At 71.3% G+C, this 24,949-nt stretch carries 22 protein-coding genes; 12 read left to right on the forward strand and 10 right to left on the reverse strand.

What is annotated here, in order from left to right:
* Nucleotides 1-26: 26 nt before the first annotated feature.
* Nucleotides 27-1,160, forward strand: a complete 1,134-nt coding sequence (gene rlmN, locus C6W10_RS14140) for a 23S rRNA (adenine(2503)-C(2))-methyltransferase RlmN (RefSeq protein ID WP_107258478.1) — start codon at nucleotides 27-29, stop codon at nucleotides 1,158-1,160.
* A 102-nt stretch (nucleotides 1,161-1,262) separates the two neighbouring features.
* Complete coding sequence (locus C6W10_RS14145; protein WP_107258479.1) at nucleotides 1,263-2,726, forward strand: DivIVA domain-containing protein; 1,464 nt, start codon at nucleotides 1,263-1,265, stop codon at nucleotides 2,724-2,726.
* A gap of 276 nt (nucleotides 2,727-3,002) precedes the next feature.
* Here the strand turns inward: C6W10_RS14145 and C6W10_RS14150 are convergent, their stop codons facing one another.
* Entirely contained in the window at nucleotides 3,003-3,227 is a 225-nt protein-coding gene (locus C6W10_RS14150; protein ID WP_107258480.1) for a hypothetical protein, read from the reverse strand.
* A gap of 370 nt (nucleotides 3,228-3,597) precedes the next feature.
* Between C6W10_RS14150 and C6W10_RS14155 the strand changes: the two genes are divergently transcribed.
* Nucleotides 3,598-5,184 carry a Rieske 2Fe-2S domain-containing protein gene (locus tag C6W10_RS14155; RefSeq protein ID WP_107258481.1) on the forward strand — a complete coding sequence of 529 codons (1,587 nt, stop codon included), beginning with the start codon at nucleotides 3,598-3,600 and terminating at the stop codon, nucleotides 5,182-5,184.
* Nucleotides 5,185-5,248: 64 nt separating this feature from the next.
* Here the strand turns inward: C6W10_RS14155 and C6W10_RS14160 are convergent, their stop codons facing one another.
* Entirely contained in the window at nucleotides 5,249-6,928 is a 1,680-nt protein-coding gene (locus C6W10_RS14160) for an NAD(P)/FAD-dependent oxidoreductase (RefSeq protein WP_107258482.1), read from the reverse strand.
* Nucleotides 6,929-7,091: 163 nt separating this feature from the next.
* On the opposite strand from C6W10_RS14160, the gene C6W10_RS14165 reads away from it, so the two are divergent.
* On the forward strand, nucleotides 7,092-9,308 hold the full coding sequence (locus C6W10_RS14165; protein ID WP_107258483.1) for an efflux RND transporter permease subunit: 2,217 nt from the start codon (nucleotides 7,092-7,094) through the stop codon (nucleotides 9,306-9,308).
* A gap of 235 nt (nucleotides 9,309-9,543) precedes the next feature.
* Here the strand turns inward: C6W10_RS14165 and C6W10_RS14170 are convergent, their stop codons facing one another.
* A complete protein-coding gene (locus C6W10_RS14170; protein WP_234359523.1) occupies nucleotides 9,544-10,257 on the reverse strand; it encodes an alpha/beta fold hydrolase in 714 nt (237 codons plus the stop codon).
* A gap of 109 nt (nucleotides 10,258-10,366) precedes the next feature.
* Nucleotides 10,367-11,110 (reverse strand): metallophosphoesterase, encoded by a 744-nt coding sequence (locus C6W10_RS14175; RefSeq protein ID WP_107263934.1) that lies wholly within the window; start codon nucleotides 11,108-11,110, stop codon nucleotides 10,367-10,369.
* A 275-nt stretch (nucleotides 11,111-11,385) separates the two neighbouring features.
* On the opposite strand from C6W10_RS14175, the gene C6W10_RS14180 reads away from it, so the two are divergent.
* The 8 genes from C6W10_RS14180 to ispG all read left to right on the forward strand — a co-directional run bounded on the left by C6W10_RS14180 (nucleotide 11,386) and on the right by ispG (nucleotide 16,737).
* Nucleotides 11,386-11,928, forward strand: coding sequence for a GNAT family N-acetyltransferase (locus C6W10_RS14180; RefSeq protein WP_107258485.1), 543 nt, complete (start codon nucleotides 11,386-11,388; stop codon nucleotides 11,926-11,928).
* Nucleotides 11,929-11,973: 45 nt separating this feature from the next.
* Nucleotides 11,974-12,279 carry a DUF5753 domain-containing protein gene (locus C6W10_RS39200; protein ID WP_107258486.1) on the forward strand — a complete coding sequence of 102 codons (306 nt, stop codon included), beginning with the start codon at nucleotides 11,974-11,976 and terminating at the stop codon, nucleotides 12,277-12,279.
* Nucleotides 12,276-12,455 (forward strand): Scr1 family TA system antitoxin-like transcriptional regulator, encoded by a 180-nt coding sequence (locus tag C6W10_RS39205; RefSeq protein WP_107258487.1) that lies wholly within the window; start codon nucleotides 12,276-12,278, stop codon nucleotides 12,453-12,455. The genes C6W10_RS39200 and C6W10_RS39205 overlap by 4 nt, the downstream gene beginning before the upstream one ends.
* Nucleotides 12,446-12,634, forward strand: coding sequence for a DUF397 domain-containing protein (locus tag C6W10_RS14195; protein WP_107258488.1), 189 nt, complete (start codon nucleotides 12,446-12,448; stop codon nucleotides 12,632-12,634). Before C6W10_RS39205 ends, C6W10_RS14195 begins: the two co-directional genes overlap by 10 nt.
* Before the next feature lie 63 nt (nucleotides 12,635-12,697).
* On the forward strand, nucleotides 12,698-13,030 hold the full coding sequence (locus C6W10_RS14200; RefSeq protein ID WP_107258489.1) for a hypothetical protein: 333 nt from the start codon (nucleotides 12,698-12,700) through the stop codon (nucleotides 13,028-13,030).
* A 74-nt stretch (nucleotides 13,031-13,104) separates the two neighbouring features.
* Nucleotides 13,105-14,316, forward strand: coding sequence for a 1-deoxy-D-xylulose-5-phosphate reductoisomerase (dxr, locus tag C6W10_RS14205; RefSeq protein ID WP_107258490.1), 1,212 nt, complete (start codon nucleotides 13,105-13,107; stop codon nucleotides 14,314-14,316).
* Nucleotides 14,316-15,557, forward strand: coding sequence for an RIP metalloprotease (locus tag C6W10_RS14210; protein ID WP_107258491.1), 1,242 nt, complete (start codon nucleotides 14,316-14,318; stop codon nucleotides 15,555-15,557). The genes dxr and C6W10_RS14210 overlap by 1 nt, the downstream gene beginning before the upstream one ends.
* A gap of 7 nt (nucleotides 15,558-15,564) precedes the next feature.
* The gene (ispG, locus tag C6W10_RS14215) at nucleotides 15,565-16,737 is read left to right on the forward strand and encodes a flavodoxin-dependent (E)-4-hydroxy-3-methylbut-2-enyl-diphosphate synthase (protein ID WP_107258492.1); all 1,173 of its coding nucleotides are present in this window, start codon (nucleotides 15,565-15,567) and stop codon (nucleotides 16,735-16,737) included.
* Between the two features lie 86 nt (nucleotides 16,738-16,823).
* Here the strand turns inward: ispG and C6W10_RS14220 are convergent, their stop codons facing one another.
* The 6 genes from C6W10_RS14220 to C6W10_RS14245 form a co-directional block, all read right to left on the reverse strand.
* Complete coding sequence (locus C6W10_RS14220; protein WP_107258493.1) at nucleotides 16,824-17,411, reverse strand: PadR family transcriptional regulator; 588 nt, start codon at nucleotides 17,409-17,411, stop codon at nucleotides 16,824-16,826.
* A gap of 166 nt (nucleotides 17,412-17,577) precedes the next feature.
* Nucleotides 17,578-19,665: a CotH kinase family protein gene (locus tag C6W10_RS14225; protein WP_107258494.1), complete on the reverse strand. Its 2,088-nt coding sequence runs from the start codon at nucleotides 19,663-19,665 to the stop codon at nucleotides 17,578-17,580.
* 5 nt (nucleotides 19,666-19,670) lie between these two features.
* Nucleotides 19,671-20,537, reverse strand: coding sequence for a polyphosphate polymerase domain-containing protein (locus C6W10_RS14230; protein WP_107258495.1), 867 nt, complete (start codon nucleotides 20,535-20,537; stop codon nucleotides 19,671-19,673).
* Nucleotides 20,534-21,136 carry a DUF4956 domain-containing protein gene (locus C6W10_RS14235; protein ID WP_107258496.1) on the reverse strand — a complete coding sequence of 201 codons (603 nt, stop codon included), beginning with the start codon at nucleotides 21,134-21,136 and terminating at the stop codon, nucleotides 20,534-20,536. Before C6W10_RS14235 ends, C6W10_RS14230 begins: the two co-directional genes overlap by 4 nt.
* 254 nt (nucleotides 21,137-21,390) lie before the next feature.
* Nucleotides 21,391-22,980, reverse strand: coding sequence for an arabinogalactan endo-1,4-beta-galactosidase (locus C6W10_RS14240; RefSeq protein ID WP_107258497.1), 1,590 nt, complete (start codon nucleotides 22,978-22,980; stop codon nucleotides 21,391-21,393).
* A gap of 107 nt (nucleotides 22,981-23,087) precedes the next feature.
* Complete coding sequence (locus C6W10_RS14245) at nucleotides 23,088-24,677, reverse strand: arabinogalactan endo-1,4-beta-galactosidase (protein WP_107263935.1); 1,590 nt, start codon at nucleotides 24,675-24,677, stop codon at nucleotides 23,088-23,090.
* Nucleotides 24,678-24,949 lie beyond the last annotated feature (272 nt).

The raw sequence follows: 24,949 nt of genomic DNA on the forward strand, positions 1-24,949 counted from the left end.
CGCCGACGTGGGAGACTGGACAGGCCATGACGAGCCTGCCCTTGATCCAGATCACGCCGGACGATTCGACCGGGTCACCGTCGCGTCGCGCGGCGATGCCGCCCCGACACCTCGCCGACCTCGACCTGCCCGCCCGGCAGGCGGCCGTGGCCGAGCTGGGTGAGCCCGCGTTCCGGGCCCGACAGGTCTCCACGCACTACTTCGGGCGGCTCGTCAGGGATCCGGCGCGGATGACCGACCTGCCGGCCGCCGCCCGGGACCGGATCGCGACCGAGCTGCTGCCGAGCCTGCTCACCCCGGTACGCGAGGTCGCCACCGACGACGGCGCGACCCGCAAGGCGCTGTGGCGACTGCACGACGGGTCACTGGTGGAGAGCGTGCTGATGGGTTACCCGGACCGGGTCACCGTCTGCATCTCCAGCCAGGCCGGCTGCGGCATGGCCTGCCCGTTCTGCGCCACCGGTCAGGCCGGGCTGACCCGCAACCTCTCCACCGCCGAGATCGTCGACCAGGCCGTGTACCTCGCCGGGGTCGCCGCGTCCGGCGCGATCGCCGGCTCCCCGTCCCGGCTGTCCCACGTGGTCTTCATGGGCATGGGCGAGCCGCTGGCCAACTACGCGCGGGTGGTCTCCGCCGTCCGGCGGCTGACCGCTCCGGCCCCGGAGGGGCTCGGCCTCTCGCAGCGGCACGTCACCGTCTCCACGGTCGGCCTGGTGCCTGCGATGCGCCGGCTGGCCGACGAGGGACTCTCGGTGACTCTTGCGTTGTCGCTGCATGCGCCCGATGATGAGCTGCGCGACGAACTGGTTCCGGTCAACCAGCGGTGGAAGGTTGCCGAGGTGCTGGACGCCGCGTGGCACTACGCGGAGCGTACGGGGCGTCGCGTGTCCATTGAATACGCGATGATTCGAGATGTGAACGACCAGCCGTGGCGTGCCGACCTCCTCGGTCGGCTGCTGGCCGGTCGACTGACCCACGTGAACCTGATCCCGCTCAACCCGACTCCGGGGAGCCGCTGGGACGCGAGCCCTAAGCCGGTAGAGCGGGAGTTCGTCCGGCGGCTGCGCGCGGCCGGTGTCTCGACGACCGTTCGGGACACCCGGGGGCGCGAAATCGACGGTGCGTGCGGCCAACTGGCCGCCGCGGCGGTGACGCGGTGAGCGACCGGGTCAACAGGCTTAGTAGTGCCGCTTGCGGCGCCGACGCGTGTGACGGGGCGGCGGCGTGAGCGAGCGAAGCGAGCGAGCGAACCAGGAGACATAGTGGCGAGTCAGGGTCAGCGTTTCCGGCGCAAGGCGCTCCGGCGGGGCTACAAGGTCGATGAGGTGGACACGTTCCTGGATCGTGTCGAGGCCACGCTCGCCGGTGAGCCGCTGGGCGCGCCCGTCGCCTCCCAGGAAGTGCACGACGTCGTCTTCCGGGTGCGCTTCGGCGGGTACGACGAGTGGCAGGTGGACCTGCACCTCGACCGGGTGGAGCGGCAGATCGCCGAGCTGGAGGAACGCGGCGGCGGTCGGGGCGGGGACCCGAGGCTGTCCGACCGGGGTGCGCCGGACCGGATGGGCCCGCCCGACCGGATGGGACCCCCGGACCGGATGGGCCCGCCGGATCGGCTCGGCCCACCGGACCGGATGGGACCCCCCGACCGGATGGGGCCACCGGACCGGATGGGGCCGCCGATGCGGGACGACCGGGGTCTTCCGCCCGGCCAGCTTCCCGGGCGGCCGATGCCGGCCCAGGCCGGTCCGCCCAACGACCCCTACGGCCAGTACGACGAGCCCACCGGCACCTTCGGCGGCGGCTTCGGCGGCCAGCGTGGCGGCTTCGATCCGCAGCGCGGCGGGATGGAGCCGCAGCGGGGTGGGATGGAGCCGCAGCGGGGTGGCTTCGACCCGCAGCGGGGCGGTTTCGAGCCTCAGCGGGGTGGTTTCGATCCGCAGCGGGGTGGGATGGAGCCGCAGCGGGGTGGCTTCGAGCCCCAGCGTGGCGGTTTCGACCCGCAGCGGGGTGGCTTCGAGCCTCAGCGCGGTGGTTTCGATCCGCAGCGCGGTGGGATGGAGCCGCAACGGGGTGGGATGGAGCCGCCCCAGCGCGGTGGGTTCGACCCCGAGCGTGGCGCTCCGCCGGAGCCGCAGCGTGGCGGCTTCGATCCCCAGCGGGGCGGGTTCGACCCGCAGCGCGGGCCGGGGGCACCACTTCCGCCGCGTACGCCCAGCGGTCCGGGCGGTCCGCCCGGGGGATTCGGGGCGAACGAGCGCTTCGACGGGTTCGACGCGGGCCGGCCCAGCCGGGCGGACATGACGGCCGAGATCCGGATGCCGGACCGGGACCCTCGCGGCCCCGGACGCGGTATGGGCGACGCCCTGCCGCCGATGCCCGCCCCGGCCGGTGGATCGCCGATGGGTGGACCGCCGATGGGGGGCCCACCGCCCGGCGGCCCGGGGCTCGGCGGTCCGCCGTTGATGGGGCCGCCCGGTAGCGACATGGCCCGGATCGACCACATCCGGCGCTCGTTCCAGGTCCGCCGGTTCGGCAGCGGCTACGACCCGGACCAGGTCGACCGGTTGTTCGAGGGAATCCTCGGCAGCATGGCGGGGCGGGGCCCGATGCCGGTCAACCCGTCCGACCTCGACACCACCCGGTTCGGACTTGTCCCCGGCGGCTACTTCGAGGCCGAGGTCGACGCCGCGCTCAAGGAGGTCAAGGACCTGCTGCTCGGCCAGTGACCCGAACCGGTCCGCCGCCGACGCTCATCCGGCCCCACCCCGGGGCCGGATGACGGACGGCTGCCATCTCGACCGGCTCGACGTCCTCGACCCGGCCCTGCCGGCGAGATCCCCAACTTGGCCCCCACCGGCCAAATCCTCGGCCCGGCCCTGCCGGCGAAATCCTCGACTCGGCCGCTACCGGCCGGCACGCCGGGCTCGAACACCGGGACGCCCGAGCGCGCCGGGCATGCTGCCCGGCGCCGCGTCGAGGGGCGGAAACGCTGTGGGCGAGGGTCAGGAGCGCAGGCCGTTGCGGCGCAGGATCACGTCACCGACGACGGCGAGCACCAGCGCAGCGGCGATCGCACCGAGCCAGATCTTCGCCGTACCGCTGACCTCGTTGTTGTTGAACATCATCAGCACCAGCGCCGCGGCGGAGATGATCGCGCCGATCTGGCCCGCCCTGCGGTTGCCGGGCTTGCGTTGGTCGGGTGACGTCACCGGCTCGCTTCCAGCCACTTTCCGGTCCTTCCTCACGATCGGATGCTGGTAAGTCTGGCACGTGCCGCCCGGGGTACGGCGCACGGGCCGGGGCTTCGGTCGTAGCCCGGCCCGCCCCGGACCGGGCCGCGTCCCGTCGGAGGCGACGGTCGGGTCGGTCCGCCCGGGGGCGGCGCTCCGGCCGGTGCTGCCGCAGCGGCGGCGCGGGCGGACCACTCGGCCGACGGGGCGCCCTCCGGGCGCGGCCGAAGACCGAACCCGGGTGCGATCGGGCGCGCAACCCGGCGTCGCGGGTCGGCCGGTACGGGGCCTCCGGTAGCGTTTGGGGGTACGCCTTTGATCGCCTGTGGCGAGGGACGGGATTGGCTATGTGGAGGGGGACTGTGCGGTGCGTTTGACCGGTACGGGGCACGCGAGCATGCGGATCGACACCGGTGCGGGCAGCATCCTGTGCGACCCGTGGGTCAACCCGGCCTACTTCGCCTCATGGTTCCCTTTCCCGGACAATTCACAGCTCGACTGGGAGACCCTCGGCGACGTCGACTACCTCTACGTCTCCCACCTGCACCGGGACCACTTCGACGCGGAGCACCTCAAGCGCTTCATCTCGAAGAAGGCGACCGTGCTGCTGCCGGAGTACCCGACCTCGGAGCTGGAGGACGAGCTGCGGGAACTCGGCTTCACCAGCTTCCTGCGGACCAGGAGTGACGAGGTCGTCGAGCTGGACGGCGGCCTCAAGGTGATGATCCAGGCACTGACCAGCCCCACCGACGGCCCGATCGGCGACTCCTCGCTCTGGGTGGAGTACGACGGCGTACGGCTGCTGAACCAGAACGACGCCCGCCCGACCGATCTCGGCGTCTTCGCCGAGCTGGGGCACGTGCACGCGCACCTGCTCCAGTTCTCCGGCGCGATCTGGTACCCGATGGTCTACGAGCTGCCCAGCGCGGCGAAGACCGCGTTCGGCAAGCAGAAGCGGGACCGGCAGATGGACCGGACGATCCGCTACATCGACGACCTCAAGGCTTCCTGGGTCTTCCCGATCGCCGGCCCGCCCTGCTTCCTCGACGACGAGCTGTGGCAGTTCAACGACATCCACGGCGACGAGGGGAACATCTTCCCCGACCAGCAGGTCTTCCTCGACCACTACAACAGCCTCGGCTACGACAACGGGGTGATCCTGCTCCCCGGCAGCGTCTCCGAGATCGGCACGGAGAGCGTGCACACCACCCACCCGGTCCCGGACGTGCGGGAGTTCTTCGAGCACAAGGAAGAGCACCTGCGGGAGTACCAGAAGCGGGCGCGGCCGGTGATCGAGGCGGCGAAGGCGTCCTGGCGGCACCCGGAGATCGACGTACTGGCCGAGATGAAGCGCCGGATCGAGCCGCTGCTCGACGAGTCGATCTATCTCGCCAAGGGCGTCGGCGGGCCGGTCCGGTTCGACCTGGTCGGCTACGACGGGGAGACCGTCGAATCCATCCTGGTGGACTTCCCGGGCAAGGAGGTCCGGCCGTACGCGGACGAGAAGGTCCGCTACCGGTTCCGTACCGAGCGGGCGCTGGTCGAGCACCTCCTGCACATCGAGGAGGTGGACTGGGTCAACTCCCTCTTCCTCTCCTGCCGCTTCTCGGCGGCCCGGATCGGTCAGTACAACGAGTTCGTCTACGCCTTCTTCAAGTGCCTCTCCGAGGAGCGCCTCCAGTACGCCGAGGGCTGGTACGACGAGCACGAGCGGGCCACCGACGCCGAGGACATCACCCTCGGCGACTGGGTGGTGCAGCGGCGCTGCCCGCACCTGAAGGCGGATCTGACCCGGTTCGGCATCGTCGAGGAGAACCAGCTCACCTGCCAGTTGCACGGCTGGCGCTTCGACCTGGCCAGCGGGCGCTGCCTGACCAGCGTCGGGCACTCGATCCGGGCGCACCGGGTCGGCGAGGCCCCGGCGCCCGCCGCCGAGTCCGAGACCGCCGGCTGAGGCGCCCGGAAGGGCGCTCCCGTCAGGCGGCCGGGCTGTGGCGTCAGGCGGCCGGGCTGTGGCGTCAGGCGGCCGGGCTGTGGCGTCTGGCGGCCGGGCCGACCCGACCGAGGTCGGTGAGGATGCGCCGGGCCGCGTTGTGCCCGGCGGCGCCGATCACACTGCCGGCGGGGTGGCAGCCCGCACTGCCGGCGTAGAGCCCGTCGACGCCGGTCGCGTACGGCATCCGGTCGGTGAACGAGACGGTGTTGTCGACGTGGTGGATGTGCCCGCCGGTGATCCCGAAGTGTGCCTCGATGCCGGGCGGGGTCAGCGGCACCGCGTCGGCGACCAGCTCGCTGGTGCCGGGGGCGTACCGGTCGCAGATCTCCAGCAGCCGGGCCACGTACCCGGGCAGCAGCTCGTCCCAGGAGCCGCCGGTCGGGGCGTACGGGACGGACTGCACGAAGAGCGCCGACGAGTGGTGCCCGGCCGCGTCGCGCAGCGACGGGTCGACGGTGGTGTGCAGGTACCACTCGATGGTCGGCTCCTCCGGCAGCCGGCCGGCCTGGACGTCCGCCCACATGCCGCGCAGCGCCGCCATCGGCGCGTCACCGACCGAGCCGGCCGAGCCGGCCGAGCTGGCCGAGCTGGCCGAGCCGGCCGAGCCGGGCAGCAGCGCCGCCGAGCCGGGCAGCAGGTGGATGGTGGCGCCGAACGGGCTCGGTGCCCCCTCGGGCAGGCAGGAGAAGTCCGGTAGCCCGGCGAGCGCCAGGTTGACCTTGAGGGTGGTGCCGGTGCGCCGGACCGCCGCCATCCGCTCGGTGAGTGCGGCCGGCAGCGCGCCGTCGGGCACCAGCTCCATCAGCCGGTACGGGTCACCGGCGCCGAGCACCACCTCGGTGGCGACGCTCCGCCCGTCGTCGAGTACGACGCCGCTGACCGCGCCGCCGTCCAGGGTGATCGCGGTGACCGGGGTACCGGACAACAGCTTCGCCCCGGCGGTCCGGGCGGCGTCGGCGAAGGTGCGGCTGACGGTGCCCATGCCGCCGGCCACGATCATCCAGGTGCCGCCCGCCCCGGGGAGCCGGCACATGTTGTGCGCCAGGAAGTTGTGGCCGGTACCCGGGTCGTCCGGCCCGGCGTTCAGCCCGGAGAGGCCGTCGGTGACCGCGTACATCGAGACCAGCAGCTCGGAGCGGAAGTCGAACCGGGCGAGGTAGTCGGCGACCGAGCCGCGTACCAGGTCGACGAAGACCTGGCGCAGCGCGGGCCGGATGTAGCGGTCGGCGGTCTCCGGCACCGGCAGCGGCTCGGCCAGCCAGGCCGGCGCCAGGTCGTCGCGGAGCGCGGCGAGTTCGGCCTGCATCGCGTCGTCGGCCGCCACGTCGGCCCGGGAGAAGAACCGTTCCATCTGCTGCCGGGTCACCTCCCGGTCGGCGCCGAAGAGCAGGTACGGCGAGCCGGGGCCGCCCGGGGTGGGCAGGAAGTAGTGCGGGTCCCGGCGCAGCACCGGCAGCCTCACGTCGAGCAGCCGGATCAGCTCCGGTGGCATCAGGCCGAGCAGGTAGGAGCCGGTGGAGTGCCGCAGCTCGGGGACCCTGGGGAACGGGTTCTCGGTGCGGGCGGCTCCGCCGATCGTGTCGGAGCCCTCCAGCACCAGCACGTCGAGGCCGGCCCGAGCCAGCAGGATCGCGGAAACCAGGCCGTTGTGGCCGGCGCCGACGATCACGACGTCGGCGCGGGAGGGTAGCTCGGCGGTCATGCTCGGGAAGCCTAGTTCGATCCGGCCGGCCCGGTGCGCGCTTGGCCGGTGCCGGTGTGAGGCCCACAGGCTGGGGAAGTACCGCCGTTGCGATAGTGAATGCTGTTCACCTGATCAGGGTGTCGGAAAGCCGGGACCCGGGCGGCCGACAGGAGAGCGGGCGATGTTCGCGTGGTGGGGTAGGGCGGTGGTCCGACTCCGGTGGGTCGTGCTCGCCGCCGGCCTTGTGCTGGTCGCGGTCGGGGCGACCTGGGGGACCGGGGTCTTCGGCTCGCTGACCGGCGGGGGCTTCGAGGATCCGGGCAGCGAGTCGGTCCGTACCCAGGAGCGGATCACCGCCGAACTCGGCAACCAGGGCGCGGACCTGCTCGTCCTCTATTCCAGCCCGACCAGCACCGTCGACCAGCCGGCGTTCCGGGACCCGGTCACCGGCACCCTCGACCGGCTCCGCCAGCATCCCGAGGTCGCCGCCGTGACGAGCTGGTACGAGACGCAGGCCCCGGCCCTGCTCTCCACGGACCGGCACGCCACCTACGCGGCGGTGCGGCTGCGGGCGACCGACCCGGACGAGCAGGCCGAGGCGTACCAGAAACTGCGGCCGGCCCTGGACGCGCCCGGGGTGACCACCGAGGCCGGCGGCACCGTGGCCTTCCTCGCCGAGGCGAACGAGCAGAGCAAGAAGGACATCACCCGGGCGGAGACGCTCTCCCTGCCTGTGCTGCTGGTGCTGCTCATCCTGATCTTCCGTGGCCTGGCCGCCGCCGCGACGCCGCTGCTGGTCGGCGGTCTCGCCATCCTCGGCGCCTTCGTGGCCGTCCGGCTGCTCGGCATGGTCACCGACGTCTCCGTCTTCGCCATCAACATCATCACGCTGATCGGCCTCGGCATGGCCGTCGACTACGCGCTCTTCGTCGTCAGCCGGTTCCGGGAGGAACTCGCCGCCGGCCGTTCGAGCCCGGAGGCGATCCGGCGGACCATGAGTACCGCCGGCCGGACGGTGATGGTTTCCGGCCTCACCATCGCTACCGCCCTGGCCAGCCTGCTGATCTTTCCGCAGTCGTTCCTCCGCTCGATGGGGCTGGGTGGGATGGCCGCCGTCCTGGTCGCCATGCTCGCCGCGTTGACCGTACTGCCCGCCCTGCTCGCGGTCCTCGGACCGCGGATCAACTCCCTGGCCGTACGCCTGCCGTGGCAGCGGCGGCGGGCCGGCGGTGACCCGGTCGGCGCGGCGGGCGTCGGCGGCTCCGGCGCCTGGGCCCGGCTGGCCCGCAGCGTGATGCGTCGACCGGTGCTCTACCTGCTCGGCGTCCTCGCGGTCCTCGCGGTCCTCGCCGCCCCGTCGGTGCGGATGGAGGCCGGCGGCTTCGACGAGCGGGTACTGCCGGCCGACGCGGTGCCCCGGATGGTGGCCGAGCGGATCGAGTCGGACTTCCCGGGCGGCAGCGTCGGCCCGGTCGAGGTACTCGTCTCCGGTGCCTCCGCCGCCGACACGCAGCGCTTCGCCGGCGAGCTGACCCGGGTCTCCGGGGTGACCGGGGTGCAGGTGACCGCGAACCGGGGCGATTCCACGCTGCTGTCGCTGACCTATCCCGGGGAGCCGACCGGCCCGGTGGCGGAGCGGGTGGTACGGCTGGTCCGGGACATGCCGGCACCGCCCGGCGCGGAGGTACTCGTCGGCGGCCGGCCCGCCTTCGACGTGGACCTGCTGGAGAGCCTCACCTCGCGGCTGCCGTTGATGGCCCTGATCATGGCGTCGGCAACCCTGGTACTGCTCTTCCTCGCCTTCGGGTCGGTGCTGCTGCCGATCAAGGCGGTGCTGATGAACCTGGTCTCGATCGGCGCGTCGTTCGGCGTGGTGGTCTGGATCTTCCAGGACGGGCACCTCGCCGACTGGCTCGACTTCACCCCGACCGGCTTCATCGAACCGAGCAATCCGATCCTGATGCTGGCGGTGCTCTTCGGACTCGCCACCGACTACGAGGTCTTCCTGCTCTCCCGGGTACGCGAGGAGTGGGACGCCACCGGTGACAACACCGCCTCGGTGGCCACCGGACTCCAGCACACCGGTCGGATCATCACCGCCGCCGCGCTGCTGCTGATCGTCGTGGTCGCCGGCTTCGCCACCGGTGGCGTGGTCTTCGTCAAGCTGATCGGGATCGGGATGATCGTGGCGATCGTGGTCGACGCGACGCTGGTGCGGGCGCTGCTGGTACCGGCCACGATGCGGCTGCTGGGCCGGTGGAACTGGTGGGCGCCGGCTCCGCTGGCCCGGGTCTACCGCCGGTACGGCATCCGCGAGTCACGGCCGACCTCGCCGGCGGCTGTGCCGGATGAACTGGGTGCCACCGAGACGGCCCCGACTCGACCCACCACAGCCTGATTCGCTTGCCGGTGCGTAACGGCCGCGGCTGCCGATGCTGCCGGCTGGGGCTGCGCTCATGCCGAAGAGCGCGGGTGAGAGAGCGGCCGACCCACGGCCACGAGCTGTGCCGTGGCGGCACGGCTGAATGTGTGCCGTTGCCACCGATCGCGGTGAAGGTCGTTGCCTGCCGTAGCTCACGACCGAGGCGCACCGTCGACGACGTGGCGATGCGACGCCAGGCATGAGTGCGGATTCATTTGACCGGGCGGGCGGCGAGAAAGCCGTCGACGGCGGCAAGGAACTCTGCCGGACGCTCCTGATGTACGTAATGGCCAGCAGCGATGGTGACCAGGGTGGCGTCGGGCATCCGATCCGCCGTTGCCGCGAGCAGGCTCTGCGGGATGCTGCTGTGCGCCCCGCCAACTATCAGGGTGGGGACATTGACGACCGCGGTGCCGTCCCACCAGGCCGGGTCAGGGTCGTCGAGTTGCTTGCGTACCGCGTTGACCGCGGCGAAGTCGTAGGGGGTTGGCTCGTCCGGCGCAGCCAGCGGAGGACGCGCCAGATCCCCTGGGCGCGGTGGCGTCGCGTCCTCCAGGACGAGATGGGTGAGTCGGTGCGCGGCGGTCTGAGCCACGAGGGTCGCCACTACCGCTCCCATGGAGTGGCCGATCAGCACACAGCGTTCAATGCCGATGACGTCGAGGAAGCTGATCACGTCGTTGCACATCAACTCGAACGAATAGTGGCCAGGGCGCGCACTGCGGCCGTGACCCCGAAGGTCAAGCGCGTACACCCGGTGGTCCTCGGCGAGGTGGGGCAGTACATCCTGCCAGTCTCGCTCGTCGTCACCGAGGCCATGCAGCAGCACCATCGGCGGGCGAGCCGGGTCACCGGCGACCCGGTATGCCAGAAGGATTCCGTTGGCTTCGGCCGTATGGAGCGACCCGTTGTTCATTCCGGTCATGCGGCCACACTACGACCACGGCTGGTCGTGACCGTGCGAGAGCCGGTGCGACCGATCCTGCGGCCGCGTGGCGCACCCTCCCTCGGGCGCCAATCTGACGGCGACGATGTCACGCGGCGACGCTGCGGAAGTGGCTTGTCAGTTGGCCGTCCTCCAGAACGTGGAACACCAGGCCAAGCACGTCATCGCGGTCGAAAGTGTTCGACCAGGTGAGCTCGTCGGTCGTGGTCCACGGCAGGCGGGTGGTGGAGAAGATGCCGGGTGCCGCGATCAATGGCAGGCCGGCGAACGTTCCCGAAGCGGCGGCGTGCGCGTGTCCGCACAGGACCGCGGCCGCTGTTGACGATGCGCTCACCACCGCGGCGAGTTCCTCGGGGTTGCGGAGCCGAATGCTGTCGAGGAGTGGATGGTTCAACCGGATCGGATGGTGGTGGAGACAGATGAAGACCGGCTCCTCGGCTTCGGCGAGGACACCTTGCAGCCAATCGAGGGTCTCGGGCGCGAGCAGGCCCTCGTGCTGCCCGGGAATGGTGGAGTCACATAGCGCGAATGACATACCGCCTGCTCGGTGCAGCTGGTTGATTGGCGCCGTGCCGTCGTCGTCGAGCAGAACCTTGCGATAGGCAGCCCGGTCGTCATGGTTGCCGGGTAGCAGCAGGACCGGGACGTCAGCCACGAGTTCGGTCTTGACCTGCTCATATTCTTTGACATCACCATTGTCGGTGAGATCACCGGTCACCAGGATCACGTCGACGTCACAACCGCGCAGGTAAGCCATAATCCGTCGAGAGCGAGCCAATGCGCGTTCACTGCCGTCGAAGTGGGTGTCGCTGATATGTGCGATGATCGACATGGCGCACATCATCGTCGCTGCCCGCACTCGGTAGCAAGGTGGGGACTTTCGACCGACACCCCAACCACATCCCCGCCGCCTACATGGCCTCTGGAACGTAACGACCACGACGAGCAGGTCACCCCTCGTCGCTGCCGCCTTCGACGGAGGCCACCCGGACACCTACATTCGGTAACAACGAGGGCTGACGCTGAGCCTGCGGTGGGGCCAGATACGGCTGCCCTGGGTCGCAAATGGCTGGCTGACCGGGTACCGGGTGACTAGCATCCGGCCGCGTGACGATCTACGAGACCGAGCGGCTGGTGGTCCGCGACTGGACCCTGGAGCCCGATGACCTGGCCCGGGTCTTCGACACGTACTCCCGGCCGGAGGTGGTGCGCTTCCTCGGCGCGCCCATCTTCCCGCTCCGCGAGCCGGCCGACGCCGCCGAGACGGTACGCCGGTGGCACGCCCGCAACGCCACCTTCGGCGCGGGGTACGGCATCTGGGCGGCGCAGCGCCGGGAGGACGGCCTGGTGGTCGGCACGGTGATGTTAAAGCCGCTGCCCGGACGCGACGAGACGAAGCTGACCGACGACATCGAGGTCGGCTGGCACCTGCACCCCGACTCGTGGGGGCACGGCTACGCCACCGAGGCGGCCCGGGGAGCGGTCGAGCGCGGCTTCGCCGCCGGGGTGCCGGAGATCTACGCCGTGGTCGCCCCCGGCAACGAGGCGTCGATGGCGGTCGCCCGGCGGGTCGGCATGACCTCGGTCGGCCGGCGCACCGACTGGTACGGCGGCGAGGAGTTGGAGACCTTTCGGCTCAGCCGCCCATGACCGGTTCGGTCCGATCGTGACCGGTTCCGGGTCGGGCCCCGGTCTGTGCGGAGCGGCCGGGGTCAGCCTCGGTGCGGCCGGGTTCAGCTTCGGGCGCTGCTGGCCAGCGGCGGTCTGCTCACCGCCGAGCAGGTGGAGGAGCAGGTGGCGACGCGGCTGGCCCGGCAGGAGATCCTGACCCGGCCCGACCCGCCGATGTTCACCGCCGTGCTGGACGAACGGGTGCTGCACCAGCCGGTCGGCGGCGCCGAGGTGATGCGCGACCAGCTCCGGCACATCGTCAAGCTCTGCGCCGAGCAGCCCCGGGTACGGATCCAGGTCGTCCCGACCAGCGTCGGCGCGCGATCGTGACCCACCCCGGCGGCGACGATGTCGCCTACCTCGACGACCAGCTCGACGGGCGGTTCGTCGAGCGGGCCGGGGACGTCAAGACCGTCCAGCAGCTCTGGGACTCGGTCCGGGCCGAGGCACTGTCCCATCAGCAGTCGATCGAGATGATCCGGGAAGTGGCGGAGTCATGGAACTGAACGGTGCTTTCTGGCGCAAGAGCAGCCGCAGCAACGGCCACGGCGGCGAGTGCGTGGAGGTGGCGGGGAACCTGCCGGGCGTGGTCGGGGTGCGGGACAGCAAGGACCCGGCCGGTCCGGTGCTGGCCTTCGGGCCGCCGGCCTGGCGCTCATTTGTGCGTACCCTCAGGGCTCGCTGACCGCCTTCGGCGTCCCTGTCCGGCCGGGGGCTGGGAATCTGCTGGCTGATCAAGCCGTTCGTCATGGCCCGCCAGGTGGTGGCCCGGTTGCCCGCGGCCTGGTACGCGGATCGGACCTTCCGGTTGACCGACGACGAGTTGGCCTGGCACTCGGCGCAGGCGCGGACGGCGCTGAGCTGGGACCTGGTCGCGCGGGCCCGGAGCTGTCCCTTCGGCTTCGTGCTCTGGCAGGCCGGTGGCCTGACGTGTTGGGACATCCGACGGGCCGGCCTGACCGACGGGCAGGCTGACGAGCTGACCCGCTTCCTGATCGACCGGGGGCTGATCCCGGCTGAGACGGGCGGCGGGCCGACGCCGGCCCTCGCTGTCGACGGTCGTCGGGCCGACCGGGCGTGACACCGGGAGGACCTGACACCGGGAAAGCCAAGGCTCCCAGCGGACGTCCAGGACCGGTCAGGGAGAATGGCCGGGTGAGTTCTCCCCGCGAGATCGTCCTGCTCGGTTCTACCGGCTCGATCGGCACCCAGGCGATCGACATCGTCCGGCGCAACCCCGACCGGTTCCGGGTGGTCGCGCTCGGCGCCGGTGGCGGCAACGTGGCCCAGCTCGCCGCCCAGGCCCTGGAACTCGGGGTGGAGGCGGTCGGCGTCGCCAAGGCATCCGCCGCGCAGGACCTGCAACTCGCCTTCTACGCCGAGGCCGCCAAGCGCGGCTGGGCCAGCGGCGACTTCAAGCTTCCCAAGATCGTTGCCGGTCCGGCCGCGATGACCGAGTTGGCCGAGTGGCCCTGCGACATCGTGCTCAACGGTGTCGTCGGTTCCCTCGGGCTGGCGCCGACGCTGGCCGCGCTGCGCGCCGGGCGTACCCTCGCGCTGGCCAACAAGGAGTCGCTGGTGGCCGGAGGTCCGGTGGTCCGGGCCGCCCTCCAGCGAGCGGACCAGATCGTGCCGGTCGACTCCGAGCACTCGGCGCTGGCCCAGTGCCTGCGCGGCGGCAGCCGGGCCGAGGTGCGCCGGCTGATCCTCACCGCCAGCGGCGGGCCGTTCCGGGGCCGGGCGCGGAACGAGCTGACCGCCGTCACCCCCGAGCAGGCGCTCGCGCACCCGACCTGGAACATGGGGCCGGTGGTCACGATCAACTGCGCCAACCTGGTGAACAAGGCGCTGGAGGTAATCGAGACCCACGAGCTGTTCGGCGTGCCGTACGACCAGATCGACGTGGTGGTGCACCCGCAGTCGATGATCCACTCGATGGTCGAGTTCGTCGACGGCTCGACGCTGGCCCAGGCCAGCCCGCCCGACATGCGGCTGCCGATCGCGCTCGCCCTCGGCTGGCCGGACCGGGTCGGCGGGGCCACTCCGGCAGTCGACTGGACGGCGGCCCAGAGCTGGCGCTTCGAGCCGCTGGACGAGTCGGCGTTCCCGGCCGTACGCCTGGCGAAGCAGGCCGGCGCGGCCGGCCGCTGCCGCCCGGCGATCTACAACGCGGCGAACGAGGAGTGCGTCGCCGCCTTCCTCGCCGGCCGGTTGCCGTTCCTCGGCATCGTCGACACGCTGGAGCGGGTGTTGGAGGCGGCCCCGGATTTTGCCGAACCGGGTAACGTCGAGGAGGTGCTCGCCGCCGAGTCCTGGGCGCGGGCGCACGCCCAGGAGATCATCGCGGAAGCGGTGGAAGGAGCCTGATGCTGTATCTGCTCGGGGTGGTGGCGTTCGCCCTGGGGATCCTGATCTCGGTGAGCCTGCACGAGGCCGGGCACATGCTCGTGGCCAAGCGGTTCGGGATGAAGGTCACCCGCTACTTCGTCGGCTTCGGCCCCACCGTCTGGTCGTTTCGGCGAGGTGAGACCGAATACGGCATCAAGGCGATCCCGCTGGGTGGCTTCTGCAAGATCGTCGGCATGACGCCGCAGGACGACGACGTCGACCCGGCGGACGAGCCCCGGGTGATGTGGCGGTACCCGCTCTGGAAGCGGACCGCGGTGATGGCCGCCGGCTCGGTGGCGCACTTCACCCTCGCCATCGTCACCCTCTGGTTCGCCGCCATCTTCATGGGGCTGCCCAACCCCGACTACCCGACCACCACCGCCGAGATCCGCAACGAGCCGGCCCGGATCGAGATCGCGCCCTGCGTGGTCAAGGAGAACGCGGCCCGGGCCTGCCAGGCCGGCGACCCGGCGAGCCCGGCGGGCCAGGCCAGCCTGCGCGACGGTGACGTGATCACCGGCATCGGCACCATCCCGGTGGCCAACTGGGGTCAGATGCTGGACGCGGTGCGGGCGACCAAGCCCGGCCCGGTGGAGGTGACCTACCTGCGGGACGGCGCGACCCAGAAGGCCCAGGTCAACCTGGCCGAGGTGCAGCGCCCGCCGCAGGACCAGGCGGACGGGCCGGCCGGTCCGGTTTCGGCTCTCGGCGTCGGGCTCGGTACCCCGCCGACGATCACCTACAGCCCGATCGGTGCCTTCGGCGCCACCGCCGACTTCACCGGCGAGATGGCGGTCAACACCGTCAAGGCGCTGCAACGGATCCCGCAGAAGGTTCCGGCCCTCTGGGCGTCGATCACCGGCGAGGAGCGGGACATCGACACCCCGATCAGCGTGGTCGGGGCGAGCCGGCTCGGTGGCGAGGCGGTGCAGCACGGCCTCTGGGAGGTCTTCGTCCTCCTCTTCATCTCGCTGAACTTCTTCATCGGCGTCTTCAACCTGCTCCCGCTGCTGCCGATGGACGGTGGACACATCGCCATCGCCTGGTTCGAACGGGCCCGGTCCTGGCTCTTCGCCCGACTCGGCAAGCCCGATCCGGGGCGGGTCGACTACTTCAAACTGATGCCCGTAACGTACGCTTTGATCCTGATCGGCGGCGCGTTCACGCTGCTCACCATCACCGCCGACGTGGTCAATCCGATAACCCTGATCCAGAGGTGAAGACAGAGTGACCGCCGTCAGCCTCGGCATGCCCGCCGTACCGCCGCCACCGCTGGCGACCCGGCGGGCCAGCCGGCAGATCAAGGTCGGTTCCGTGCTGGTCGGCGGCGGCGCCCCGGTCTCCGTGCAGTCGATGACCACCACGCTGACCGCCGACGTCAACTCGACGCTCCAGCAGATCGCCGAGCTGACCGCCTCCGGCTGCCAGATCGTCCGGGTGGCGGTGCCGTCCCAGGACGACGTGGAGGCGCTGCCGGCGATCGCGAAGAAGTCGCAGATCCCGGTGATCGCCGACATCCACTTCCAGCCGAAGTACGTCTTCGCGGCGATCGACGCCGGCTGCGCGGCGGTCCGGGTGAACCCGGGCAACATCCGGCAGTTCGACGACAAGGTCAAGGAGATCGCGGCGGCGGCCTCGGCGGCCGGGATACCGATCCGGATCGGGGTCAACGCCGGCTCGCTGGACAAGCGCCTGCTGGCGAAGTACGGCAAGGCCACCGCCGAGGCGCTGGTCGAGTCGGCGCTCTGGGAATGCTCGCTCTTCGAGGAGCACGGCTTCCGGGACATCAAGATCTCGGTCAAGCACAACGACCCGGTGGTGATGATCCGGGCGTACCGGCAGTTGGCCGAGCAGTGCGACTATCCGCTGCACCTCGGGGTGACCGAGGCGGGTCCGGCGTTCCAGGGCACCGTCAAGTCGGCGGTCGCCTTCGGGGCGCTGCTCGCGGAGGGGATCGGCGACACCATCCGGGTCTCGCTCTCCGCGCCACCGGTCGAGGAGATCAAGGTCGGCGCCGCCATCCTGGAGTCGCTCGGACTGCGCGAGCGCGGCCTGGAGATCGTCTCCTGTCCGTCCTGCGGCCGGGCCCAGGTCGACGTCTACAAGCTGGCCGAGGAGGTCACCGCCGGCCTGGAGGGGCTGCCGGTGCCGTTGCGGGTGGCGGTGATGGGCTGCGTGGTCAATGGTCCCGGCGAGGCGCGGGAAGCGGATCTCGGGGTGGCCTCCGGCAACGGCAAGGGGCAGATCTTCGTCAAGGGCCAGGTCATCAAGACCGTGCCCGAGGGTCAGATCGTGGAGACCCTGATCGAGGAGGCCGTCCGGCTCGCCGACGAGATGGGTGCCGAACTGCCCGAGGAGCTGCGCGACCTGGTCGCCAAGCCCATCGTGACGGTGCACTGACCGTCGTCGGGCCGATCGTGACGGTGCGCTGAGCGTTGCGCTCGGCCGGGCGCGGCGCGGAACCGCCGGCCCGGCCGAGCTTCGGCTCACTCCGCCGACTCGGAATCCGACTCGGCGAGGATGGCGTAGAGCTTGCGCCGGGTCTCGTCGAGCACCTGGGCGGCCCGTTCCCGCTGGTCGTCGGTGCCGGTCATCATCACCTGACGCAGCGCGTTCATCGCCTGGAAGCCGGCTTCCCGGATGTCGTGCCAACTGTTGATGGTGTCCTGGGCGAACTCGGCCCACGGCGGCTGCGCGGCCGCCTGAGTGGCCTCCGCCTGCCCGGCCTCGGTGAGCCCGAAGCGGCGTCGGCCGCCGCTCGACTCGGTGCTGGCCGCGATCAGGCCCTCGTCCTCCAGGAGTTGCAGGGTCGGATAGATCGACCCCGGGCTCGGCCGCCAGGCGCCGCCGGTACGCGAGTCCAGCTCCTGGATCATCTCGTAGCCGTGCATCGGGCGCTCGGTCAGCAGGGCGAGTACGGCGGCGCGGACGTTCGGTCGCCGTCCCCGGCCGCCGCCGCGTCCCCGGCCGCCACCCCGGCCGTGGCCGCCTCCGTGGCCGTAGCCGCCGGGCGGGAAGCCGAAGCCGCGCATCCGGGCCTCGTGCATCGCGTGGAACCCTCGGTGAAAACCCACGTGGGCCTCCTTCAGACTGTCGTTGATAGCTCAACGATATATCGGGAAACTATCGACGACAACACGTCCGCAGCCACGGATGATTCCTCGGGGTGACCCGGAACACACTGCCGGCGCCGGCCAAGAGGCCGACGCCGGCAGGAGTGCCGCTATCCGCGGCGGGTGGTCAGGACGCCGTACAGGTGGGTGTGGGCAGGCTGTTCGTGCCGTTCCAGGTGCCGAGGAACCCGAAGGTGGTGCTCGCCCCGGCGCCGAGCGCCCCGTTGTGCGCGGCATTGGTCGCGGTCACCGTCGCACCGCTGCTGGTCACGGTCGCCTCCCAGGACTGGCTGACCGTCTGCCCGTTGGCGTACGTCCAGTTGACCCGCCAGCCGGTGATCGCGGCCGAACCGGCGGTGACCCGTACGCTGGCCTGGAAGCCGCCGGTCCACTGACCGGTGACGCTGTAGGCGGCCGTACACGTCGGGCCGCTGGCCGGCGGGGTGGTGGCCGGCGGGGTCGGCGGCCTGGTGGTCGGCGGAGTGGTCGGGTTGGTCCCGCCGGAGCCCCAGCCGCCGGTGGTGTCCAGCCACGCCGCCCGCTGGAACATCCAGTCCCGCATGAACTGCACCTGTCCCTGCCAGGTCGGCGAGGTCGGCGTGATGAACGGGCCGACCATCCGGGTGCTGAGGTTCGGCCAGCGCTGGAAGTTCCGCTGCGCGGCGGCGGTCAGCGGGGCGGTCAACCGGTCGATCCGGGCCTGGAGCTGGGCGTTGGAGAGTACCCCCTGGCGGAGCTGCTGCCAGCGGACCTTGACCCGGTTGACGAAGGCCGGATCCTGGAGCAGCCGCTGGAACCAGTCGTTCGCGCTCGGGGTACGGGTCTGCTGGTGCTGCCAGCCGGCGATCTGGTCGTTCTGGAAGAAGCCGCCCACCCCGAAGGTCAGGTCGAAGTCCCAGAGCGGACCGGCGACGATCTTGCTGTCCCGGTCCTTGTGGAAGTACGCGCTGCGCAGGTAGGCATCCATGCCCCGACCGAACTCGTTGATGATGAGCTGGTCGACGAAGGAGTCGACGTCGATGAAGGACGAATATCCGGTCACCGGATCGGCGAATCCGGGACTGCGCAGCAGGTCGTGGAACTGTTGGATGTGCTGCCGCAGCCACTCCGCCTGCGCGGGTTGCAGCGGGTCCGGGTCGACCACCTCCAGGTAGTGCCAGCAGGTCGCGTCCGCGCCCTGGCAGGGCAGGGTCGGCTCCTCCGCCGCCATCCACTCGAACTTGAAGATGTATCCGCCGGTCAGCTTCGGCAGCGTGACGTCGTCCTCGTCGAGCTGCTTCAGGTCGAGCCGGTTCTTCGAGTTCTTGATGGTCTCGACGATCAGGTAGACCCCGAGGTAGTCGTTCGCGGCGACCGGGTTCGCGTCGGTGTTCACGTACACCTCGGCGAAGGCGTAGCGCGGGGCGTACAGGCCCATGTCCTGGCCCAGGCCGTGCATGAAGGCGTCCCGGATCAGCGCCTTGTCGCTGTACGGGCCGCGCAGCACCCAGTCGGAGTCGGCCGGCATGCCCAGCAGCGGCAGGTCGACGTCGTCGTCGGCGTTGTCCCGCAACTCCAGCCGGTACGGCGTCTTCGGGAACATCGCGCTGGACTGCCCGCGCAGGTGGAAGCCGCCCCGGCTGACCAGGCTGGGAGCGGCGGAGAGCGAGGTCGTCCCGTTCACCGGGGAGAACTGCATGACGGCGGTGTCGATGTAGTCCCGCCCCGGTGCGCCCCGCCCGTACGCGTCGAGCAGCAGTACCGGCAGGTCGTGCGCGGTGTTCACCGCGCGGGCGACGTACATCGCGGTGCCGGGCTCGCCGGTCGGGGCCCCGCTCAGGTACGCCTGGGCCCGCACCTGCGTGGTACGGGTGAACCGCAGCGGAGTGCCGGAGTAGACCGGCGAACTGGCGCTGGGCGGTTGGCCGTCGGTGGTGTACCGGACCTCCGCCCCGCTCACCGTGCTGCCCAGCGCGACCGAGACCTCGCCCTGGAAGGTGCCGCTCGGCACCGAGAACGTGATGTCGCCGGTCGGGTCCGCCTGGGCCTCCGCCGCCGCGTCGGTGCTGCCGCCCGCCGCCCCGGCGGCGGCCCCGCCGCCGGTCTGGGCCGCCGTCTCCTGGGCGACCGACGCCGGACGGTCGGAGCTGTCGCCCCATCCCGGAGCGGGCCCCGCCGCCGGGCCGATCGCCGCGGCGACCAGGACGCCCGCCAGGTAGTAGCCGAGTGTGCGCATCTTCCCTACTCCGTTCCAGAGCTGTTCGCGGGACGGACCGCACTCGCCACGAGGCTGAGGCCGGACCGGTCGACGTCGAGGTGGGACCGGTGGCCGTCGGTGGCCCCGATGAAGGTGAAGTGCCGGCGCAGGGTGCGGCGCCAGGGTGCGGACGGCAGGTCCGGTCGGAGCGCGGCCAGCCCGGTGGCGTACTTGGAGATCCGGGTCGGCCGGTGGCCCCGGGCCCAGAGCAGGCGGTCCACCCAGGACGCGGTCGACCCGGTCTTGGTCTCGACCACGGCCAGTCCCGGCAACTGGAGCGGCCCGTCGTCGCCCTCCCAGGTCAGCTCGGTGTCGATGGTCACCCGGCTCACCGTCGCGGCCAGGAAGAGGGTGCTGCGCCGGTACCTGGTGACGAGGACGGGGGCGAAGACCCGGTCGCCGATCTCGATCGACTCCCGCGCGAGTACCCCGTCGACGAACTGCCGCCCGGGGGAGAGGCTGGTCTCGTCGTCCGCCCGGTACGGCAGCCGGTCCTTCACGGTGTTGCCCCGGGGACCCTGCGTCTTCACCTCCAGCCAGCATTCCGCCGAGTCGAGATAGGTCCGGGTGCGCACCTTGAACCGGCGCCGCCGGCGCTGGGCGGTGAGCAGATAGCTGGTCAGTTCCGGGGTGTCGAAGTAGACCGACCGGTACTCGAAGGAGCGGCGTCCGTCGATCTCCAGGGCCAGGGTGTCCGGACCGACCTGTGCGACGACCGCCCGCGCCTCGTGCAGCGGCAGCACGTACTTGCGGTCCACCCGGGTCTGCAACGCGGCGCGTTCGGTGAGTTCGTCCAGCCCGATCGGGTCCAGGTGCCCCGGCAGGGCGCAGTCGACGGCGGTGCTGGTCATCGGGGCACCCCACCGGTGGAGACCGTGACGTTGCGGACCGCCCGCTGCACCGACGGGTGCGAGTAGCGCACGTCGACCAGGGTGGTGTCGTTGACCAGGTCGAGGCGCTGGACGCTGGCCGAGTGCACCCGGGCGCCGAGCTTCTGTTCGAGGTAGGCGACGAGTGCGACGTGGTCGGTGATGGCCGAGTCGAGGAACATGCTCTGCCGCTGGTAGCTGCGGAACAGCCGGGGGTGGTCGCCGACGAACATGACCACCAGGATCAGGGCCATCATGGTCGGTACCTGCCAGGCCGGGCCGCCGCCGAGGGCGGAGAGGATGCCGAGGGCCAGCGCCGAGAAGTAGTACGCCACCTCGTGCTGGTCGAGTTCGGTGGAGCGGAGCCGGATGATGGAGAGCACCCCGAAGAGCGCCAGACCGAGACCCAGGCCGGTGCCGGCGCTGCTGGTGCCGAGCGAACTCGCCACCGCCATCACCCCGATGTTGACGCCGAGGTACGCGGCGACGAGGTCTCGACGCCGGTGGCGTGGAAAGTAGAGCCCGAACACGAGCAGGGTCACTGCGACGATGTCCGCCGCAAAGAGGGCGAGTTGGGGCATGGGTCCTGTCCTCCTGGTTACATCCGGTGGCCGGTGGGTAAACGGACGCCGTCTACCAGATTACATTGAAGGACATCGATCCTGAGCCGTGGCTGTCGCTAACAGCTTGTAACAGGTTTTATTTACGTCTGCCAATCTTATGCGCGCGCTGTCGCCCAGCCGGCGACGGCCCCGGCCCGCAGGGTCCGGGCCGAGGCCGCCGCGGCAGTGGCACACCGGCCGGCGTACCACGCCGGACGGGTCGGGCCCCGCGTTTACACCGAGCCGAAGACCGCCAGGCCCGGCAGCGCCCGGTCGCCGTAGTCGAAGAGCGCCTGGTTCTCCCAGCCGTTGCCCGAGGAGGGGTTGGTCGGGTCCCAGCCGTTGCCGGGCACCGCCGTCCAGGTGGGCTCCCAGTAGAAGACGCCGAGGCCCCGACCGTTCGGCACCGACCGGACGACGTTGAAGACCGCCCGCAGCGCGTCGGCCTGACCCTGCGGGGTGGCCGGGTAGCCGCCGGCCGACTGCAACGAGGAGTTGAAGATGTTCGGCTCGCTGTCGTCGGCGTTCAGGGTGAAGCCGTACGCGGTCTCGGCGACCACCACCGGCCGGCCGTACCGGGCGGCGAGGTCGTTCAGGTTCGCCTGGAGGCTGCCCAGCGAGCCGTGCCAGTAGAGGTAGTGCGACACCCCGATCACGTCGAACGGCACGCCCCGGGAGGTGGCCTGGTCGAACCACCACCGGTGCTGCGAGTTGTTGCCGCCCTCGGCCAGGTGCAGCATCACCTGGGTGGAGCTGTTCACCGCCTTCACCGCGTTGCTGCCGGCGGTGAGCAGGGCGGCCAGGTTCGCCCAGTTGTTGCTCCGCCCGTCGGGCCAGAGCATGCCGTCGTTGATCTCGTTGCCGACCTGCACCATGTCGGCCGTCGTACCCTGCGCCTTCAGCGCGTTGAGCACGTCGTACGTGTGGTTGTAGACCGCGTCCCGGAGCTGGTTGAAGTTGTAGCCGCTCCAGGCGGCGGGCTTGTTCTGCTTGCCCGGGTCGGCCCAGCTGTCCGAGTAGTGGAAGTCGACCAGCAGCCGCATCCCCTGTGCCTTGATCCGACTGGCCATGGTCAGCACCCGGGCCCGGTTGTTGTAGCCGTCGGCGGGGTTGACCCAGACCTTCAGCCGGGCGTAGTTGACCCCGTTCGCGGTGAGCAGTTGCAACGGGTCCCGCTGGGTGCCGGCCGCGTCCCGGTAGACGCCGCCCCGGTCCTGGCTCTTGAGCAGGGTGGAGATGTCGACACCGCGGATCGGGACGGCCGCGCCCGGGTTGGTGCCACCGCCGCCGGTGAACTCGACGTCGTCGACGTTGATCCAGTTGCCGGCCTGGGCGTCGGAGACCACCGCGACCGTGCACTGCCCGCCGGTCACCTGGGCGGTCACCGACACCTGCGTCCAGCTCGACGCGGTCGGGATGGCGGCCCGCTGCTCGGCGCCACCGCAGCCGCGCAGCGCCAGGTACGCGGCGACCTGGCCGCCGCCGGAGCGGACCCAGGCCCGCAACGTGTACGCCCCGGCGGCCAATCCGGTGAGCTGCTGGTGGGTCTCCACCCGGTAGGCGCCGGAGGCCCAGTGCGACAGGCGGTAGTTGCCGGACCGCCCGCCGGCCTCGGTGAAGCTGGCACTCTGCTGTCCGGAGCTGGACGACTCGGACCAGCCCGTCGGGCTCTGGCCGGCGCCGGAGGACTCGAAGCCCGGGTTGGTGACGGTGGCGGCGGCGCGGACCGCACTCGGGGCGGGGCCGGCGACCAGGCCGGCGGCGAGCAGTACGGCGCCGAGAGCGGCGGCGGCCGTACGGAGCGGATGGGACGGACCGCTCATGGGGGTTCCTTCCGTCGAGGGGATGGGTGGCCGGCGTACCCGCGCTGGTACGCCGGCCAGCCAGGCGGGCCGCCGTCACCTCCTCCGGGACGCCGGCCTACCTGGAGCTATCGGGCGGCGTCGCCGAGTACCCGCAGTCCGGGCAGGGCCCGTCCGGAGTAGTCGAAGAGCGCCTGGTTCTCCCAGCCGTCCCCGGAGGTCGGGTCGGCCGGATCCCAACCGGCCCCGTCGACCGCGGTCCAGGTCGGTTCCCAGTAGAAGATCCCGAGCGCACCGGGTACGGCGGAGACGGTGGTGACCATGTCGCGGATCGCCTCGGCCTGACCCGCCGGGGTGGCCGGATAGCCGGCGACCTGTTGCAGCGAGGCGTTGAAGATGTTGGCCTCGTGGTCCTGTTCGGCCAGCGTGAAGCCGTACCCGGTCTCCACCACCATCACCGGCTTGCCGTACCGGGCGGTCAGGTCGAGGAGGTTGGCCTGGAGCGAGCCGAGCGGGCCGTGCCAGTACGTGTAGTGCGAGACGGCGATCAGGTCGAACGGCACGCCCCGGCTGACCGCGTTGTCGAACCACCACCGGTGGCCGTCGTTGTCGCCGCCCTCGGCCAGGTGCAGCGCGACCCTGCTGCGCGGCGAGGCGTCGGTGACCGCGGTACTGGCGGCGGTGAGCAGCGCGGCCAGCCCGTCCCAGTTGTCCCAGCGCCCGTCCGGCCAGAGCATCCCGCCGTTGATCTCGTTGCCGATCTGCACCATGTCGGCCGGGGTGCCCTGCCGGCGCAGGCTCGACACCACGTCGTAGGTGTGGTCGTAGAGCGCCTGCCGGAGCTGGTCGAAGGGGAGGTCGGCCCAGGCGGCCGGCTTGAACTGCTTGCCCGGGTCGGCCCAGGTGTCGGAGTAGTGGAAGTCGATCAACAGGCCCATGCCGAGCGCCTTCGCCCGGCGCGCCTTGGCCAGTACGTCCGCCTTGTCGCTGAAGCCGTCGGCCGGGTTCACCCAGACCTTCACCCGGGCGTAGTTGACGCCGTTGTCGGCGAGGATCCGCAGCGCGTCGCCGGGCCGTCCGACGCGGTCGCGGTAGACGGCGCCGTGGTGCTCGTTCTTGGTCAGGTGCGAGACGTCGGCCCCGGCGATCCGCAGTGCGGGGGCGCCGGCCGGTCGGGTGGCCGGGCGGAGCGTGAGGTCGTCGAAGTGTGCCCAGTCCCCGGCGTTGCCGTCCGAGACCAGTTCGACCGTGCAGTGCCCGGTGCGGACCCTCGTGGTCAGCGCCACCTCGACCCACCACTGTGCGCCGGTGCGCGGCAGTTCGACCCGGCGGGTCGGCCCGCCGCAGCCGCTGAGTGCCACGTACGCGTCGCGCTGGCCGCCGCTGGCGCGTACCGCCACCCGCAGGGTGTGGTCGCCGGGGCGCAGCCCGGTGAGCCGCTGGACGGTCGCCACCCGGTACGAGTGGTCGGCCGAGTGGGTGAGCCGGTTCCCGCCGGACCGGCCGCCCGGCTCGACGTAGCTGGCGGACCGCTGACCGCGCTCGGACCAGCCGGCGGGTGAGCCGTCCGGACCGGCGCTCTCGAAACCGGGGTTCCGCACGGTGCCGGTCGGCGCCGGAACCCCGCCGCCGGTCCCGGCGACCGCCGGGGTCGGCTGGGCCACGACGACGGCGGCGACCAGCGCGACGGCCCCGAACCCGAGTCTTCTCTGCTGCATCGACAAACGCTCCTCGGTGGACTCGACCAGGGTGCCCAGGCGGCTCCGCCAGGGCACCAATCTCGCCCACCGGCGCCAGGGTTGGGAGCGCTCACAACTCGAAGAGGACCGATGCTAGCTGCGGTAACGCTCAACTTAGGCGTTTGGTGAGCGATTGTTGCTGTGAGCGCTCACAGAACCATCCGCGTCGAACGATGTCAAGAGGCCGCCCGCCGCCGACACCGCCGCCGCACGGGCACGGCCGGGCGGGACGACGGCGAGGCGGTCGGACG

Source organism: Plantactinospora sp. BB1 (assembly GCF_003030385.1).
Classification (GTDB): domain Bacteria; phylum Actinomycetota; class Actinomycetes; order Mycobacteriales; family Micromonosporaceae; genus Plantactinospora.